At 64.5% G+C, this 16,623-nt stretch carries 14 protein-coding genes; 9 read left to right on the forward strand and 5 right to left on the reverse strand.

From position 1 onward, the window contains the following. Window positions 1–4 precede the first annotated feature (4 nt). Window positions 5–1,141: an alpha-hydroxy acid oxidase gene (locus tag LB571_RS24590; RefSeq protein ID WP_015316498.1), complete on the reverse strand. Its 1,137-nt coding sequence runs from the start codon at window positions 1,139–1,141 to the stop codon at window positions 5–7. 25 nt (window positions 1,142–1,166) lie between these two features. Continuing rightward, a complete protein-coding gene (locus tag LB571_RS24595; protein ID WP_015316499.1) occupies window positions 1,167–1,970 on the reverse strand; it encodes an FCD domain-containing protein in 804 nt (267 codons plus the stop codon). 207 nt (window positions 1,971–2,177) lie between these two features. Here LB571_RS24595 and LB571_RS24600 point away from each other — a divergent pair, with 207 nt between their 5' ends. From LB571_RS24600 to glcF, 4 genes are all read left to right on the forward strand, one after another. Continuing rightward, complete coding sequence (locus LB571_RS24600; protein WP_015316500.1) at window positions 2,178–3,500, forward strand: DUF3422 family protein; 1,323 nt, start codon at window positions 2,178–2,180, stop codon at window positions 3,498–3,500. A 155-nt stretch (window positions 3,501–3,655) separates the two neighbouring features. After that, complete coding sequence (locus LB571_RS24605; RefSeq protein ID WP_224598720.1) at window positions 3,656–5,152, forward strand: FAD-linked oxidase C-terminal domain-containing protein; 1,497 nt, start codon at window positions 3,656–3,658, stop codon at window positions 5,150–5,152. 238 nt (window positions 5,153–5,390) lie between these two features. Further along, window positions 5,391–6,596: an FAD-binding protein gene (locus LB571_RS24610; RefSeq protein WP_224598723.1), complete on the forward strand. Its 1,206-nt coding sequence runs from the start codon at window positions 5,391–5,393 to the stop codon at window positions 6,594–6,596. A gap of 10 nt (window positions 6,597–6,606) precedes the next feature. Beyond that, window positions 6,607–7,932 carry a glycolate oxidase subunit GlcF gene (glcF, locus tag LB571_RS24615; protein WP_140821115.1) on the forward strand — a complete coding sequence of 442 codons (1,326 nt, stop codon included), beginning with the start codon at window positions 6,607–6,609 and terminating at the stop codon, window positions 7,930–7,932. 8 nt (window positions 7,933–7,940) lie between these two features. Here the strand turns inward: glcF and LB571_RS24620 are convergent, their stop codons facing one another. Together LB571_RS24620 and LB571_RS24625 are read right to left on the reverse strand one after the other, a co-directional pair. After that, window positions 7,941–8,861, reverse strand: coding sequence for a bifunctional 5,10-methylenetetrahydrofolate dehydrogenase/5,10-methenyltetrahydrofolate cyclohydrolase (locus LB571_RS24620; protein ID WP_224598727.1), 921 nt, complete (start codon window positions 8,859–8,861; stop codon window positions 7,941–7,943). A gap of 289 nt (window positions 8,862–9,150) precedes the next feature. Further along, window positions 9,151–9,897, reverse strand: a complete 747-nt coding sequence (locus tag LB571_RS24625) for a L,D-transpeptidase (RefSeq protein ID WP_140660870.1) — start codon at window positions 9,895–9,897, stop codon at window positions 9,151–9,153. A 212-nt stretch (window positions 9,898–10,109) separates the two neighbouring features. On the opposite strand from LB571_RS24625, the gene LB571_RS24630 reads away from it, so the two are divergent. Beyond that, window positions 10,110–10,748: a DNA-3-methyladenine glycosylase I gene (locus tag LB571_RS24630; protein ID WP_140725614.1), complete on the forward strand. Its 639-nt coding sequence runs from the start codon at window positions 10,110–10,112 to the stop codon at window positions 10,746–10,748. Window positions 10,749–10,759: 11 nt separating this feature from the next. Here LB571_RS24630 and LB571_RS24635 read toward each other — a convergent pair whose 3' ends face one another. Then, a complete protein-coding gene (locus LB571_RS24635) occupies window positions 10,760–11,011 on the reverse strand; it encodes a hypothetical protein (protein ID WP_015316507.1) in 252 nt (83 codons plus the stop codon). 249 nt (window positions 11,012–11,260) lie between these two features. On the opposite strand from LB571_RS24635, the gene hisS reads away from it, so the two are divergent. From hisS to LB571_RS24655, 4 genes are all read left to right on the forward strand, one after another. Further along, window positions 11,261–12,766 (forward strand): histidine--tRNA ligase, encoded by a 1,506-nt coding sequence (gene hisS, locus LB571_RS24640; protein WP_140660873.1) that lies wholly within the window; start codon window positions 11,261–11,263, stop codon window positions 12,764–12,766. Between the two features lie 178 nt (window positions 12,767–12,944). Further along, window positions 12,945–14,063 (forward strand): ATP phosphoribosyltransferase regulatory subunit, encoded by a 1,119-nt coding sequence (locus tag LB571_RS24645; protein ID WP_224598729.1) that lies wholly within the window; start codon window positions 12,945–12,947, stop codon window positions 14,061–14,063. Continuing rightward, window positions 14,060–14,758 carry an ATP phosphoribosyltransferase gene (gene hisG / locus LB571_RS24650; protein WP_015316510.1) on the forward strand — a complete coding sequence of 233 codons (699 nt, stop codon included), beginning with the start codon at window positions 14,060–14,062 and terminating at the stop codon, window positions 14,756–14,758. Before LB571_RS24645 ends, hisG begins: the two co-directional genes overlap by 4 nt. A gap of 92 nt (window positions 14,759–14,850) precedes the next feature. Further along, window positions 14,851–16,623, forward strand: coding sequence for an AMP-binding protein (locus LB571_RS24655; protein ID WP_140876658.1), 1,773 nt, complete (start codon window positions 14,851–14,853; stop codon window positions 16,621–16,623).

Consider the following 16,623-nt stretch of genomic DNA (forward strand, 5'->3'; position numbering starts at 1 on the left):
TGGCCTAGCGCCGGAGTTGGTCCTTGCCCATGTCGGTGACCAGACGCTTTCCGCACAGCGCCAGCGTGATGTCCATCTCCTTACGGATGATTTCCAACGCCTTGGTAACCCCTTCCTTGCCGAGCGCGCCCAGGCCGTAAAGAAACGGCCGGCCGATATAAGTGCCCTTGGCGCCCAGGCAGAGTGCTTTCAACACATCCTGGCCGGAGCGGATGCCGCCGTCCATATGCACTTCTATTCTGTCGCCGACCGCATCCGCGATCTCTTCCAGCGCCATGATGGAGGACGATGCGCCGTCGAGTTGGCGGCCGCCATGATTGGAAACGATGATGGCATCGGCGCCGGTGTTGGCTGCCATCAGCGCGTCCTCCTTGTCGAGGATGCCCTTGAGGATCAGTTTGCCGCCCCAGCGCTCCTTGATCCAGGCGACGTCCTTCCACGACAGGTGCGGATCGAACTGTTCGGTCGTCCATGACGACAACGAAGCCACATCGCCGACGCCCTTGGCATGGCCGACGATGTTACGGAAGGTACGGCGCTTCGTGCCAGCCATGCCCATCCACCAGCCAGGCCGCACAGCGATGTTGGCGATGTTGGCGAGCGTCATCTTGGGCGGCGCCGAAAGCCCATTGCGGACGTCCTTGTGGCGCTGGCCGAGGACCTGCAGGTCGAGCGTCAGCACCAGCGCCGAGCACTTCGCCGCCTTCGCCCGGTCGATCAAGTTGAGGACGAAATCCTTGTCGCGCAGCACATAGAGCTGGAACCAGAACGGTTTCTTCGTCACCGACGCGACATCCTCGATCGAGCAGATGCTCATCGTCGAAAGCGTGAACGGCACGCCGAATTCCTCAGCCGCCTGCGCTGCCAGCATCTCGCCGTCGGCGTGCTGCATGCCGGTCAGGCCTGTCGGCGCAAGCGCCACCGGCATCGACACTTTCTGGCCGATCATGGTCGATTCCAGCGAGCGGTTGCTCATGTCGACCAGCACGCGCTGGCGGAACTTGATCTTCTGGAAGTCTTCCTCGTTTGCCCGGTAGGTGCTCTCGGTCCAGGCGCCGGAGTCGGCATAGTCGAAGAACATCTTGGGCACGCGCCGGCGCGCGAGATCCTTGAGGTCTGCGATGGTGAGAATGTCGCTCATGATGGTCCCCGCTTGATCAAATTGACTAGGAGCGGCTGCGCGCTGGTTCGCTGCCGCCGGTTTCCGAGCGCTGCCTTAGCCTCAGCCGCGACACGCGTTGCCAGTCGCCGCTGCGCTCGGCTTCCGCCATCGAGCGCTCGACATAGGTCATGTGGTCCATCGCCGCCTGGCGGGCGGCGGCCGGATCGCCAGCCCTGACCGCGGTGTGGATCGCCCGGTGCTGCGCCAGCAGCGCCTCTCGCGCGCCCGGCACGGTGAACACCAGCAGCCGGTTCTGGAACACGCCTTCCGATAAGAGGCGGTAGCAGGAGCGCAGCGTGTGCAAGAGCAGGATGTTGTGCGCGCATTCGCAGATCGCGTGGTGGAATTCAACGTCGATTTCCGCCTCGTCGTCGAAGTCGCCGGTGCGATGCGCCTCATCCATGCGCGCCATGATGCGGTCGAGCAGGGCGAGGTCTTCGGGTGTGGCACGCCGTGCCGCGTATTCGGCGGCTATGCCCTCGACCTCGCGGCGATACTCCAGATAGTCCGTCACCGCCTTGCGATGCGTCGAGATCAGGTCCGCCACCGGCTTGGTAAACAACTGGCCGATAATGTCGGCGACATGCGTGCCGCCGCCGGCCTTGGTCGTCAGCAACCCACGTCCTTCGAGCGCCTTCAGCGCATCGCGCAGGATGGGCCGCGACACATCGAACTGGCGCGCCAGTTCGCGCTCGCCGGGCAGCCGGTCGCCGGTGCGCAGGACGCCTTCGAGGATGAGGCTTTCGATCTGCTGCACGACTTCGTCGGCGGTGCGCGAATGCTCGATCCTGGAGAAAATATCGCTCAAAGGAAGCGCCTGGGGACGGAATGAATGTCGCGCAGATTAAAGCGTCTGTCGCCAACTGGTCAAATTATTTATCCAATTCGCCTGGTTCGGTCGATTTTCGCATCGCGCCGGCACGTCGCCTCGCGCTAAACTTTGCTGTTTACGTCCCTTGTCGATTGCCGCAAGACGGCACCATTGCACGAAGGGTCGAAACCAGGGGGACCAGACGTGTCGGACGAGACGTCCAATCTTGAATTCCAGTCGCGCAGCCAAGGCAGCGTCATGGGCTTTCCGGCGCATGAAGGCCGGCCCGGCGCGCTCGGCGAGGTTCATGCCCGTCCGCATCCGCTCGTCGAGAAGCCGCGCGTCCTCGTCCAGCTCTCCTTCATGACCGAAGGAGGCTCCGCGGTCGACCATGCCGTGCTTTCGGAACTGTCGCGCCGCCTCGGCATCGCCGCCCCCGAGCGTCATGCCCGCCACCACGCCATGAAATGGGGCAAGGGCACGCTGCGCTGGGAGCGGCATACGGAGTTCTCGACCTATCTCTGGGAAGGACCGCTGGCGGAGAATGGCTGGGGGCAAGAGGATTCGCCGTTCGGCAATGGCTTTTCGCCGCCGGGAACCGTCATCTCGGGCATCCGGCTCGAGATCCGCAAGTGGACGCAGGCGAACGAGAGGCTGATCGCCGGCTTCGACCCGACCAGCCTCTGTCACTCGCTCGTCGAGCGCGGCAGCGCGGCTATTGTCACCGACTTCCGCCAGGATGGCGATGGCATGACCCGCATGCTGGTGCTTGATCGTGGTCTGACCCCGGCCAGCACCGGCGCGCTGTCGCAGCGGCTGATCGACATCGAGACCTACCGCACGCTTGCCATGCTCGGCTTGCCGCTGGCGCTCACCTTGTCCAGCCGCGCCCGCCGCATCGAGGATCGCTTGGCACAGACGACCCTGGAAATGAAAGTTGCCGAGACCCGCGACAGCCAGACGCTGCTCGCCGACCTGACGGAGCTTGCCGCCGAACTGGAGGCTGATGCCGCTTCCAGCCTTTACCGCTTCGGCGCCAGTCGCGCTTATGACGGCATCGTCACTGAAAGGCTCGAGGCACTGGATGAGGAGCCAGTGCTGGGCTACGACACCTGGTCGGGCTTTCTGCTGCGGCGCATGGCGCCAGCCATGCGCACCTGCCGCTCGGTCGAGGAGCGCCAGGCCAACCTGTCGCGAAAGCTGACCCGTGCCACCACGCTGTTGCGCACCTGGGTCGATGTCGAGGTCGAGAAGCAGAACCGCGACCTGCTCGCCTCGATGAACAACCGCGCCCGGCTGCAACTGCGCCTGCAGCAGACCGTCGAAGGGCTCTCGGTCGCCGCCGTCTCCTACTATGTGGTGGGCCTCATAGGCTATGTCGCCAAGGGCGCGTCGGTCTTTGGCCACGCCTTCGCGCCGGAGGTCGTTACCGCCGCATCGGTGCCGATCGCCATCCTGCTGGTCTGGTGGGGCGTGCGCAGGGTGCGACAGATGCATTCCGAGCCGGCGAAGCATCCGGCCGAATAGACCGCGCCAAGCTTCGAAGCGCGATGGATGTGCAGCGGCAGATTGCCGCTGCGGAAGCCTTGCCTGCATCCGCCCCGGATGCCATCAAAGCAAGATTTGCAACAAATGTCGCTAGCTGGTAAATCATTTTTACCAGTTGAGTGGAGGAAGCGCCGATGTCTGGCCTTGCCATGCCCAAGCCAGACGCCGAGACGCTGCGCCGGCGCAGCGAAATCGTCGCCGACATGCGCATCATCGTGCCGGGCGAGGGCGTGGTCGACGCGGCCAATGAAATGCGGGTCTTCGAGAGTGATGGCCTGACTGCCTACCGGCAAGTGCCGCTGGTCGTGGTCCTGCCGAAGACGGTGGCGCAGGTTTCCCGTCTGCTGAAATACTGCAACGACCGCAACATTCGCGTCGTGCCGCGGGGATCCGGCACCTCGCTGTCGGGCGGTGCGCTGCCGCTGGAAGACGCGGTGCTGCTGGTCATGAGCCGGTTCAACCGGATACTCGAGATCGATTTTCCCAACCGCATCGTCGTCGCCCAGCCCGGCGTCACCAATCTCGGCATCACGACAGCCGTCGAGCAGGAGGGCTTTTACTACGCCCCCGATCCATCCTCCCAGATCGCCTGCTCGATCGGCGGCAACGTGGCGGAGAATTCCGGCGGCGTGCACTGCCTGAAATATGGCCTCACCGCCAACAATGTGCTTGGCATCGAGATGGTGCTGATGAATGGCGAGGTGGTGCGGCTCGGCGGCGGCCACCTCGACGCGGAAGGCTATGACCTGCTCGGCGTCATGACCGGTTCGGAAGGTCTGCTCGGCGTCGTCACCGAGGTCACCGTGCGCATCCTGAAGAAACCGGAGACGGCGCGGGCGCTGCTGATCGGCTTCCCGACCAGCGAGCAGGGCGGCCAATGCGTCGCCGACATTATCGGCGCCGGCATCATTCCCGGTGGCATGGAGATGATGGACCGTCCGGCGATCCACGCGGCGGAAGATTTCGTCCATGCCGGTTACCCCCTCGACGTCGAGGCGCTGCTGATCGTCGAACTCGACGGGCCGGGCGTCGAGGTCGATCATCTCATTACGGCGGTCGAGGCGATCGCCATTCGCAACGGCTCGACCACCTGCCGCATCTCGCAATCCGAGCAGGAGCGGCTGAGTTTTTGGGCCGGCCGCAAGGCGGCCTTCCCCGCCGTTGGCCGCATCTCGCCCGATTACTACTGCATGGACGGCACGATCCCACGCAAGGAGCTGCCTGGCGTGCTGGCCGGCATGCGCGAGCTCTCCCAAAAATACGGTCTCGGAGTCGCCAATGTCTTTCACGCCGGCGACGGCAATCTGCATCCCCTGATCCTTTATGACGCCAACGTGCCTGGTGAACTCGACAAGGCCGAAAGCTTTGGCGCTGACATTCTGAGGCTTTGCGTCAAGGTCGGTGGCGTGCTCACCGGCGAACATGGCGTCGGGGTCGAGAAGCGCGACCTGATGCCGGAGATGTTCAACCAGGTCGACCTCGACCAGCAAATGCGCGTCAAGTGCGCCTTCGATCCCAACCATCTGCTCAATCCCGGAAAGGTGTTCCCGCAACTGCGCCGCTGCGCCGAACTGGGGCGCATGCATGTGCATCGCGGGCAGGTGGCGTTTCCCGATATTCCGAGGTTTTGAGGGACATGTTGGCGCTTGAACACCCCCCTCTGTCCTGCCGGACATCTCCCCCGCAAGGGGGGAGATTAGCAGTTCCGGCGTCTCGCCGTTCAACAGACATTGGATGTTGGCGAAATCCGATGCGGCATCTGATCTCCCCCCTTGCGGGGGAGATGTCCGGCAGGACAGAGGGGGGTGTGAAGAAACGCGACCTATCACTTCTCGCCCGCTTTGCGGGGCAGAGGAAGGGCACGCGTGCATGACCGCCTTCACCCCCACCACTTCAGCCGAAGTCCTCTCCACGGTTGCCTGGGCGACGGCAGAAGAAGCATCGCTCGAAATTCTCGGCCATGGCTCCAAGCGCGGCATCGGCCGTCCGTTGCAGACCGAGCATACGCTCGACCTGTCGAAACTCTCAGGCGTGACCCTCTATGAACCCGCAGAACTGGTGCTGTCGGCCAAGTCAGGCACGCCGCTGGCCGAGATCGACAGGCTGCTGGCTGAAAACGGCCAGCAACTCGCCTTCGAGCCGATGGACTACGGCCCGCTGCACGGCGGCGAGCCGGGCAAAGGCACCATCGGCGGCGTGCTTGGCGCCAACCTGTCCGGTCCGCGCCGGCTGAAGGCGGGTGCCGCGCGCGATCATATCCTGGGCATCAACGTCGTCTCCGGCCGGGGGGAAGCTTTCAAGTCGGGCGGCCGCGTGGTCAAGAACGTCACCGGCTACGATATGTCGAAGCTGATGGCCAACAGCTGGGGCACGCTGGCCGTCTTTACCGACGTCACCTTCAAGGTGCTGCCTGCGGCCGAGACCGAAGTCACGCTCGCTGTGCGTGGCCTGCTCGATGATGCAGCCTGCGCCGCCATGGCCTTGGCCCTTGGTTCCAGCGCGGAAGTATCGAGCGCTGCCCATCTGCCGGAGCGCATCGCTGCCCGCGTGGCCGGCGGGACGCTCGGCAGTGAAGCCGCCACGCTGCTGCGCGTCGAGGGCTTTGGCCCGTCGGTTGCCTATCGCATCACCGCGCTGAACACCCTGCTCGGCAAGGCCGGGCCGCTGGAGGAGATTTCCGGTGAGACCTCCAAGGCAATCTGGCGCGACGTGCGCGATATCAGGCCCTTCGTTGACGGCAGCGAAAAGCCTGTCTGGCGGGTCTCGATGACGCCCGCACAGGGGCACCAGATGGTTCTGACCCTACGCATGCAGGCCGCCGTCAGTGCCTTCTACGACTGGCAGGGCGGGCTGGTGTGGCTGCGCATGGAGGAGGGCGATCCCGAAGCCACCCTGCTTCGTGGGCTGTTGCGGAAACATGGCGGCGGCCACGCGACGCTGGTGCGCGCTGCCCCCGCCCATCGTGTCGCGCTGCCAGTGTTCGAGCCGCAGGCGCCGGCATTGGCGGCGCTCAGCCAGCGCCTGAAACAGGAATTCGACCCGAAGAACATCCTCAATCCCGGCCGCATGGCCTAGGACATCAGAGATGCAGACCAATTTTTCGCCCGCCCAGCTTGCCGACCCTGATGTCGCCGAGTCCGAAAAGATCCTGCGCAAATGCGTGCATTGCGGTTTCTGCACCGCCACCTGCCCGACTTATGTAACGCTTGGCAACGAGCTCGATTCGCCGCGCGGGCGCATCTACCTGATCAAGGACATGCTGGAAAACGGCCGTCCCGCCGACAAGGAAATCGTCACCCATATCGACCGCTGCCTCTCCTGCCTGGCCTGCATGACCACCTGTCCGTCGGGCGTCAATTACATGCATCTGGTCGACCATGCTCGTGCTCATATCGAGGAAACCTACAAGCGGCCGCTGCTCGACCGACTGACTCGTGCCATGCTGGCTTTCGTGCTGCCCTATCCCCAACGCTTCCGCACCGCGCTCAAGCTTGCGAGGCTGGGCAAGCCTTTCATTGGCCTGTTCGAGAAGATTCCTGCACTGAAGCCGCTCGCCGCGATGCTCAAGCTCGCGCCTGCATCGATCCCGGCGGCCTCGCCGATGGCTTTACCGGGTATCCATGCCGGGCAGGGGGCGAAAAAGGGCCGTGTCGCCATCCTGACCGGCTGCGCGCAATCGGTGCTTGACCCCGCCATCAACGACACCACCATCTCGCTGCTGACGCGGCTCGGTGTCGAGGTCGTGGTGCCACCGGGCGAGGGCTGCTGCGGCGCCCTGGTTCATCACATGGGGCGGGAAGAAGCCGCCCTTGCCTCGGCCAGGCAAAATGTCGATGCCTGGACACGCTCCATCGAGCAGGGCGGGCTCGACGCCATTGTCATCACCGCATCGGGTTGCGGCACGACGATCAAGGATTACGGTTTCATGCTGCGGCTCGATCCGGCCTATGCCGACAAGGCCGCGCGCGTGTCGGCGCTGGCCAAGGACATCACCGAATATCTGGCAAGTCTCGAGCTCCCTGAACCGGTGCGCAAGCCGGGCACGGTCGTTGCGTATCACTCGGCCTGCTCGATGCAGCACGGCCAGAAGATCACCCGGCAGCCGACGGAGCTGCTCGCCAAGGCCGGTTTCATTGTGCGCGAGCCGCGCGAGGGCCATCTCTGCTGCGGCTCGGCCGGCACCTACAACATCCTGCAGCCCGAGATTTCGGCCAGGCTGCGCGATCGTAAGGTGAAAAACATCGAGGCGACGGGCGCCTCGATCGTCGCCACCGGCAATATCGGTTGCATCACGCAGATCGCATCCGCCGCCAGCATGCCGGTGGTGCACACGATCAAACTGCTCGACTGGGCCTATGGCGGGCCGAGGCCGGATGGCATCCTGGATGAGAGCCTCGTCGCGGCGGAGTAGGCCGGGCGCTATTCCGCCGCAAGCCTGTCGGCCGTGCCGTAGGTCGCCTCGTAGAGCGCGCGCTGGCGGCTGAGCGCGACCATGGTATTGCGCAGCAGGATCGCCACCGTCAGCGGACCGACGCCTCCCGGCACCGGCGTGATCCACGAGGCCACTTCCTTGACGCTGTCGGTGTCGACGTCGCCGACGATGCGGCTCGTGCCGTCCGGTCCGACCTCCGAATTGATGCCGATGTCGATGACGGCGGCACCCGGCTTGACCATGTCGGCCTTGATCAGCCGCGGCTTGCCAACAGCGACGAACAGCGCATCGGCGCGCCGCGCATGGGCAGCGACCGACCGTGTCATATGATGGCAGACCGTCACCGTCGCGCCTTCGCTCATCAGCAAGAAGGCGATCGGCTTGCCGACGATTTCCGAATGGCCGACGATGACCACTTCCAGCCCCTTGAGGTCGAGGTCGGTTTCCTTGAGCAGTTCGACCGAGGCGGCCGCCGTGCAAGGTGCGAGATCGAGCTGGTTGTACACGATGTTGCCGATCGAGGCCGGATGCATGCCCTCGACGTCCTTCAGCGGATGCACGGCCGCCTGCAGCATCTTGATCGGGATATGCGCCGGCACCGGCCGCTGGATGATGATGCCGGTGACACGCGGATCGGCATTCAGCCCATGGATGGCTGCTTCGAGTTCACCTGAGGTGATCGTCGCGGGAAAGCGCCGTTCCTCGAAATCGATGCCGGCGAGTTGAGCCTTGGCACGCTGGTTGCGCACATAGACGTCGACGGCCTCGGTATCGCCGACGGTGATCGAGATCAGCTTGGGCGGAAAGCCCTCGGCCTTGGCAATGGTCGCGTCCTCGCGCACGGCGGCGATGATGCGCTGGGCAACCGGGCCACCCCTGAGATAGCGGCTGTCGTCGGACAGGGACATGGTTCGAACCTTTGGTGGGGAAATTGTGCACTGCAATAGCAGAGCATGGCCCGGAAATCAGCCCTGAAAACGAAACACCGTGCCTCCGGGGCGACCTGTCGCACCGTGAAACGAAAAGGGCAGCCCGGTTACCCGTGCTGCCCTCTCGTGACTGGCCGTATCCCCACACGGCCCGTCCCCCGTTAACTCGTTGCCAGTCTAAGCACGTCTTCCAAAAGCGCGCTATGGCTTAAGGGCAACAGCGCGCCAAAACCTGCTCAGCACTGCTTAACCGGCTGATTCGCTGCCACTATATCACCTCGACGGTGGTTCCGACATTGACCCGCTCATAAAGGTCGACCACGTCCTCGTTGCGCATCCGGATGCAGCCCGATGATACCGCGCCGCCGATCGTCCAGGGCTGGTTGGTGCCATGGATGCGGTACTCGGTCGTGCCGAGATAGAGAGCGCGCGCGCCGAGCGGGTTTTCCATGCCGCCGGCCAGATAGGTCGGCAGGTATCGGCCCTTGGCCGCTTCGCGCTTGATCATCTCGGCCGGTGGACGCCAGTCCGGCCAGACGCGCTTGTTGGTGATCTTGTGGGTGCCCGACCATTCGAAGCCGGGTTTGCCGGTGCCGACGCCGTAGCGCCGCGCCTTGCCGTTCTTCTCGACCAGATAGAGGAAATTCTGCGTGGTATCGATGACGATGGTGCCCGGCTTCTGGGCGCCGTCATAGGCGACTTCCTGCGGCAGGTAGACGGGGTTGATCTGCCGGCGCATGACCATGCGTTTTGCAGGCGCCTGCACGGCGGCCGTCTGTACGCTGTCGGGCTGTGCCGGCTGCGCGGTGCGCTGGCGCGGCTGCTGCTGCACGGCCTGTCGGTTCTGCCGCACGATTCCGGGCGCATGGCCGAGCTGCAGCACCCAGGGCGCGGAAAGGTCGGGGCTCACCATCACCGGCGGCCTGTCGGCATAGCGGTCGTTGGCGGTTGAGGGTGTGACGCCGGCGGCAAACACAGCCACGGCGCCGAGCAAGGGAAACAGAACTCTTTTCATCGGGAACGCACCTTGATCGTCTAATACGCCGGGCAAGAACGCTCCCGGCTTGCGCGATCATTGGCGGCGAGCAGCAACCGAAAGATGAATCGGAATGCGTAAAATGCGGTTCTGTCAGTAAACTCTTTGGTGTGGTTACCGCCCGGTTCAGGAATCTGGTAAAGCCACGGTAAAGACAGCGCGCAAGCGCGTTAACGGATGGATTTCTTGGGATGAGCAATGAAAACACCGGCCTGCTTGCCGGTCCTGACGGTGTCGTGCGCTGCTTCTGGCACGGCAATCTGCCCGATTATCTGGATTACCATGACCATGAATGGGGCCGGCCGGTGGCCGATGACCGCAGGCTGTTCGAGAAGATCTGCTTGGAAGGGTTTCAGTCGGGCCTGTCCTGGCTGACCATTTTGCGCAAGCGGGAGAATTTTCGCGAGGCCTTCGCTGGCTTCGACTTCGATAAGGTCGCCGCCTTCAACGAACGGGATGTCGAGCGCCTGCTCGGCAACGCCGGCATCATCCGCCATCGCGGCAAGATAGTCTCGACCATCAACAACGCCAAACGCGCCCGCGCGATGGTGGATGAGTTCGGCTCGCTGGCCGCCTGGTTCTGGAAGTTCGAACCCGGCAAGGAGGAGCGGCCGGAGATCGTCGACCTCGCCCATCTGCGCGCCAACCCGACCAGCGCGGTTTCCGTTCGGATTTCGAAGGACCTGAAAAAGCGCGGCTGGACTTTCGTCGGCCCGACCACCGTGTACGCCTTCATGCAGGCCATGGGCCTGGTCAACGACCATCTCGAAGGCTGCGTGTGCCGTAAGGAGGTCGAGAAGCAGCGGAAGGCTTTCCAGCGGCCGAAATAGCCGCGGGCAGCTCAGGTGCCGTTGGCGCTGGCCAGGAACAGCCCGGCGACGATTGCGGCCACCGTGGCGACCGTCGGATAGATCACCAGCAGACCGGTCACCAACGCGTCGCGCAGGGAAGGATCCTTGCTGGTGCCTGCCGGCACATCGAACGGCCCGGCAGCCTGACCAACCATTTGCGGTGCATGGGTGCCCGCCGGGCGCAGGCGCGTCGGCACTTCGCCGGCCTCGCTGTTGGCCTCAAATTCCGTTGCGCTGGTCATGTCCCGAACCCCTTCGTTTCGGTGCGCTATATCGGCCGCGATTGTGTCGGCACGATGCCGCGCCCGTGGCGGCATTGTTTCATTTCTGGTGTGTTTTTGTTTCAGGGGGTTTCGATTCTTCCTGATCTTGTCGGGTGCGCTCCGGGGCGCCAACCCTTGCCGCTCCCGGCTTCATCGGTTAGGAAACGCGCGCTGTGAACGCGCTAGATTTGCCGCGTCACGAAGTCATGAACATCGGGTGCCCAGATTATGGCCGACAAATCGGAAAAGACGAAAGCGCGGCTGCCGCGCGGGTTTGCCGACCGCGGCGCCGAGGATATCCGCGCCGTCGAGAAGATGATGGCGACGATCCGCTCGGTTTATGAGCTCTATGGCTTCGAACCGGCCGACCAGCCGCTGATCGAATATACCGATGCGTTGGGCAAATTCCTGCCCGACCAGGACCGGCCGAACGAGGGCGTGTTCTCTTTCCAGGACGACGACGACCAGTGGCTGTCGCTGCGCTACGACCTGACCGCGCCGACCGCGCGCTTCGTCGCCGAGAATTTCGAACGCCTGCCAAAACCCTACCGCAGCTACCGTTCCGGCTGGGTGTTCCGCAACGAAAAGCCCGGGCCCGGCCGCTTCCGCCAGTTTATGCAGTTCGACGCCGACACGATCGGCACGCCGGGCGTCGCGGCGGACGCCGAGATGGCGATGATGATGGCCGACGTCATGGAAGCGCTCGGTATCAAGCGCGGCGACTACGTCATCCGCGTCAACAACCGCAAGGTGCTGGACGGTGTGCTGGAAGCGATCGGCCTTGGCGGCGAGGAAAATGCCGGCCGCCGGCTGACGGTGCTGCGCGCCATCGACAAGCTCGACAAGCTCGGTCCGGACGGTGTCCGGCTTCTGCTTGGCCCGGGGCGCTGGGACGGCGGCAAGGAAGGCGAGGGTGACTTCGCCAAGGGCGCCGGGCTGAATGAAACGCAAGCCGAGGCTGTTCTTATGGCGACAGCGCGAAATGTGCAGGCGGGTTTGGATGCCAGCGTCAGCGGGAACGCGGTCTACCAGGAGGGCGTTGGCGAACTTGCGACCATCGAATCGTTGGTCCGGGCTGCCGGATATGCCGAGGACCGTATCGCCATGGATCGTTCCGTCGTGCGCGGCCTCGAATACTACACCGGCCCCGTCTTCGAGGCCGAACTCCTGGCCGAAATCCCCAATGAAGACGGCCAGATCGTGCGCTTCGGCTCGGTCGGCGGCGGCGGCCGCTATGACGGTCTGGTCTCGCGCTTTCGCGGCGAGCCGGTGCCGGCGACCGGCTTTTCCATCGGCGTCTCGCGACTGATGACGGCGCTGAAGAACCTCGGCAAGCTGGACGTATCGGAAGTGATCGCGCCGGTCGTCGTGCTGGTCATGGACAAGGACACTGAAAGCCTCGGCCGCTATCAGAAGATGGTCTCGGAATTGCGCGCCGCCGGCATTCGCTCCGAAATGTATCTCGGCGGCGCCGGCATGAAGGCGCAGCTCAAATATGCCGACCGGCGCGGTTGCCCCATTGCCGTCATCCAGGGCGGCGACGAGCGGGCCAAGGGCGAATTGCAGATCAAGGACCTGATCGAAGGCGCGCGTATGTCGGCGGAGATCACCGACAACGCCGAATGGCGTGCGGCGCGGCCGGCCCAGGTGACCGTGGCGGAAAGCGAACTGGTCGCCGAGGTGAAGAAGATTTTGGCGGCGCAGGCCGCTGATCGCGCCAAGGGTGGCGCTTGAGCACCCCCCTCTGGCCTGCCGGCCATCTCCCCCGAAAAGGGGGAGATGGGATGTCGCGTAGGTTTTCGCCAATCTCCGATGTTGGGAAAAACGCGCCGAGCCCGAAGTTGCCGATCTCCCCCCTTGCGGGGGAGATGGCCGGCAGGCCGGAGGGGGGTGCCTCGCGCCCAACCTGTCTATGACCTCCCGCCCCGCGATCGCCACCGACATCACCACCCTCTTCGCCGCGCGCAACACACATGCCGTCGAAGTCGCGGTGCTGCAGCCGGCCGATCCCTTCCTCGACATGGCCGGCGAGGATCTGCGCCGCCGCATTTTCCTGACCGAAAGCGAAACCGGGCAGACGCTCTGTCTGCGGCCCGAATTCACCATTCCCGTCTGCCTCGACCACATAGCCAGCCAGGCCGGCACGCCACGCCGCTATTCCTATCTGGGCGAAGTGTTTCGCCAGCGCCGCGAGGGCGGCAATGAGTTCTTCCAGGCCGGCATCGAGGATCTCGGCGACCGCGACACGGCCGAAGCCGATGCCCGCTCGGTCGCCGACGCGCATGCGCTGCTGTCGCTGGTGCTGCCCGGCCAGCCGCTGGCGGTCACGCTTGGCGACCAGGCGATTTTCGAGGCGGTGCTGGCGGCGCTCGGCTTGCCGCGCGGCTGGCGCATGCGGCTGGCCCGCGCCTTCGGCTCGGCGCCTATGCTGGAGACAGCACTCGCCGATCTCGCCAACCCGCCGCGCAACAGCCAGCTCTCCGGGCCGGTCGCGGCGCTTGTCCTCGATGGCGATCTGGACCGTCTTTCCCAGCATATTGCCGGCGGCATGGAGGAAGCCGGCTTGTCGGCATCGGCCGGGCGCGCGCCGTCGGATATCGCGCGACGGCTGATCGAGAAAGCCGAGTTGCGCAGCGTGCGGCTGTCGAACGAGGCTTTCGCGGCGCTGAAAGATTTTCTGGCGATCGACGTGCCGCTCGATGGCGCGGCCCAGGCATTGGAAACCTTCGCGGCCGGCGCCGGACTTTCGCTGGGTGCGGCGCTGGAAAAATTCTCGGCCCGCGCCAAGGCGATCGAGGCGCATGGCTTGCCCTCCGAAAAAATCCGCTACGACGCCGCTTTCGGCCGTCCGCTCGACTACTACACCGGTGTCGTCTTCGAAATCGCGGCCGCCGACGGCGAGCGCGCCTTGGCCGGTGGCGGGCGCTACGACCGGTTGCTGACGCTGCTCGGTGCCAAGACCGCGATCCCCGGCGTCGGCTTTTCGGTGTGGCTCGACCGCATCGAGGCGCTGCGGGGGGCGGCATCATGATCACGCTCGCCGTTCCCTCGAAGGGTAGGCTCAAGGAGCAGGCGCTGGAGGTGTTGGCCAAGGCCGGCCTCGCCGTCAGCCTGCCCGGCGACGAGCGTAAGTATCATGCCCGCGTCGAGGGCCTGGACAATGTCGAAGTGCTCTTCCTGTCGGCTTCCGAAATATCGGGCGAAATAGGCCAAGGCGCGGTCGATCTCGGCATCACCGGCGAGGACCTGGTGCGGGAAAATCTCGCTGACTGGGAAGCGCGGGCCGAGATCGTCGCCCGCCTCGGCTTCGGCCATGCCGATGTGGTGGTCGCGGTGCCCGAGATCTGGCTCGATGTCGACACCATGGCCGATCTCGACGATGTCGCCGCCGATTTCCGCCAGCGCCATGGCCGCAGGCTGCGGATTGCCACCAAATATTGGCGGCTGACGCAGCAGTTCTTCTCCCAAAAGCACGGCATTCAGGTCTATCGCATCGTCGAGAGCCTCGGCGCCACCGAGGGCGCGCCGGCGGCCGGCCTCGCCGACGTCATCGTCGACATCACCAGCACGGGCTCGACGCTGCGCGCCAACCATCTCAAGGTGCTGGCCGACGGCGTCGTGCTGAAGTCGCAGGCCTGTCTGGTCGCGTCGAGGAAGACACGTGCAGCGGCCGACGACGCCGTTTTGCGCGACATCGTCGCGAAAATGGCGGCAGCGGTCGCATAGCGACCTCCAGGGAAGGGGCTCCAGTACCATCGACGGGATTTCCAGCGTCCCGGCAGGCTGATAGGTTCGGCCAGTCTTGGGAGGAGACAGCGATGCCGGTCAATCTCGACGAGCTGAAGAATGCCACCAATCTGCGCGGACGCGGCGCGCGCGCCGGCAGCGTCTTTATTGCACCGGTCGATGGCAGGGCGCATGTCTCGGGCGACCGCAAAGTGCCGCTGCTCGACAAGACCATTCCCGCGCTGTTCTCCGACACCGTCGGCAAATACGGCACGCTCGATGCCGCCGTGTTCGTCGGCCAGGACAAGCGCTTCACGTGGAGCGAACTGTCGGACACGGTGGATGCACTGGCCGCCGGCTTTCTGGCGCTCGGCCTCCGGAAGGGCGACCGGGTCGGCATCTGGTCGCCCAACCGCTGGGAATGGCTGGTGACGCAATTCGCCACCGCCCGCATCGGCCTGATCCTAGTCAACATCAATCCGGCCTACCGGCTGACCGAGCTGGAATATGCCCTGAACAAGGTTGGCTGCAAGGCACTGGTGACGGCGGCGAGCTTCAAGACATCGGACTATCTCGGCATGATCGAGACTCTCGCGCCGGAGATCGCGACGGCGACACCCGGCAAGCTGAAGGCTGCGAAATTGCCGGCGCTCAGGATCGTCATCCGTATGGGCGAGGAGAACTCGCCAGGCATGTTCAATTTCGGCGACGTGCTGGCCATGGCCGGTCGCGACGAGCATGATAGCCTCGACCGCATCTCGGAAGGGCTGAAGCCTGGCGATGCGATCAACATCCAGTTCACCTCAGGCACGACGGGCGCACCCAAGGGCGCGACGCTCACCCATCTCAACATCGTCAACAACGGCAATTTCGTCACCTCGGCTATCAAGCTCACCGTCGACGATCGGCTCTGCATCCCGGTGCCGCTCTATCACTGCTTCGGCATGTCGATGGGCACCATGGGTTGTGTGTCGAAGGGCGCGACCATGGTTTTCCCGTGCGAGGGGTTCGATCCGGGCCTGACGCTGAAGGCGATCGCGCGGGAGCGCTGCACCGGCCTCTACGGCGTGCCGACCATGTTCGTCGGCATGCTCGATCATCCGGATTTCCCGACCTTCGATCTCTCCAGCCTGCGCACCGGCATCATGGCCGGTTCGCCCTGCCCGATCGAGGTGATGAAGAAGGTGGTCTCGCTCATGCACATGGCTGAAGTGACCATCGCCTACGGCATGACCGAGACCAGTCCGGTCTCGTTCCAGAGCAGCACCGACGATCCGTTGGAAAAGCGTGTCTCGACTGTCGGGCGCATCCACCCGCATGTCGAGGTCAAGGCGATCGCCGTCGACGGCGCCACCGTTGCGGTCGGCGCGCCGGGCGAGCTTTGTACGCGCGGCTATTCGGTGATGAAGGGCTATTGGGACGACGACGAAAAGACTCGCGAGGCGATCGATAGCGATGGCTGGATGCACACCGGCGACCTCGCCACCATCGACGCGGAGGGCTATTGCAACATTGTCGGCCGCGTCAAGGACATGGTCATTCGCGGCGGTGAGAACGTCTATCCCAGAGAGGTCGAGGAATTCCTCTACCGCCATCCCAAGGTGCGGGAAGTGCAGGTCTTCGGCATCCCGGACGCCAAATATGGCGAGGAGCTGTGCGCCTGGATCGTGCTCAAACCCGGCCAGGTCGCCACCGAGCAGGAGATCAAGGCGTTCTGCGCGGGCCAGATCGCCCACTACAAGGTGCCGCGCCATATTCGCTTCCGCACGGAATTGCCGATGACGGTGACCGGCAAACCGCAGAAATTCCTGATGCGTCAGGCGATGGCCGAGGAACTCGGGCTGGTGGCGCAGAAGACGGCGTGA

It is taken from the genome of Mesorhizobium sp. BR1-1-4 (assembly GCF_020165375.1).
In the GTDB taxonomy this organism is placed as follows: Bacteria; Pseudomonadota; Alphaproteobacteria; order Rhizobiales; family Rhizobiaceae; genus Mesorhizobium; species Mesorhizobium australicum.

Coding starts and splice junctions, on each gene's coding strand:
- LB571_RS24610 (WP_224598723.1), top strand. CDS start 5,391: ATGACCGCCTTCACCCCCACCACTTCAGCCGAAGTCCTCTCCACGGTT.
- hisS (WP_140660873.1), top strand. CDS start 11,261: ATGGCCGACAAATCGGAAAAGACGAAAGCGCGGCTGCCGCGCGGGTTT.
- LB571_RS24655 (WP_140876658.1), top strand. CDS start 14,851: ATGCCGGTCAATCTCGACGAGCTGAAGAATGCCACCAATCTGCGCGGA.
- LB571_RS24645 (WP_224598729.1), top strand. CDS start 12,945: ATGACCTCCCGCCCCGCGATCGCCACCGACATCACCACCCTCTTCGCC.
- LB571_RS24635 (WP_015316507.1), bottom strand. CDS start 11,011: ATGACCAGCGCAACGGAATTTGAGGCCAACAGCGAGGCCGGCGAAGTG.
- LB571_RS24625 (WP_140660870.1), bottom strand. CDS start 9,897: ATGAAAAGAGTTCTGTTTCCCTTGCTCGGCGCCGTGGCTGTGTTTGCC.
- LB571_RS24590 (WP_015316498.1), bottom strand. CDS start 1,141: ATGAGCGACATTCTCACCATCGCAGACCTCAAGGATCTCGCGCGCCGG.
- LB571_RS24620 (WP_224598727.1), bottom strand. CDS start 8,861: ATGTCCCTGTCCGACGACAGCCGCTATCTCAGGGGTGGCCCGGTTGCC.
- hisG (WP_015316510.1), top strand. CDS start 14,060: ATGATCACGCTCGCCGTTCCCTCGAAGGGTAGGCTCAAGGAGCAGGCG.
- LB571_RS24630 (WP_140725614.1), top strand. CDS start 10,110: ATGAGCAATGAAAACACCGGCCTGCTTGCCGGTCCTGACGGTGTCGTG.
- LB571_RS24605 (WP_224598720.1), top strand. CDS start 3,656: ATGTCTGGCCTTGCCATGCCCAAGCCAGACGCCGAGACGCTGCGCCGG.
- glcF (WP_140821115.1), top strand. CDS start 6,607: ATGCAGACCAATTTTTCGCCCGCCCAGCTTGCCGACCCTGATGTCGCC.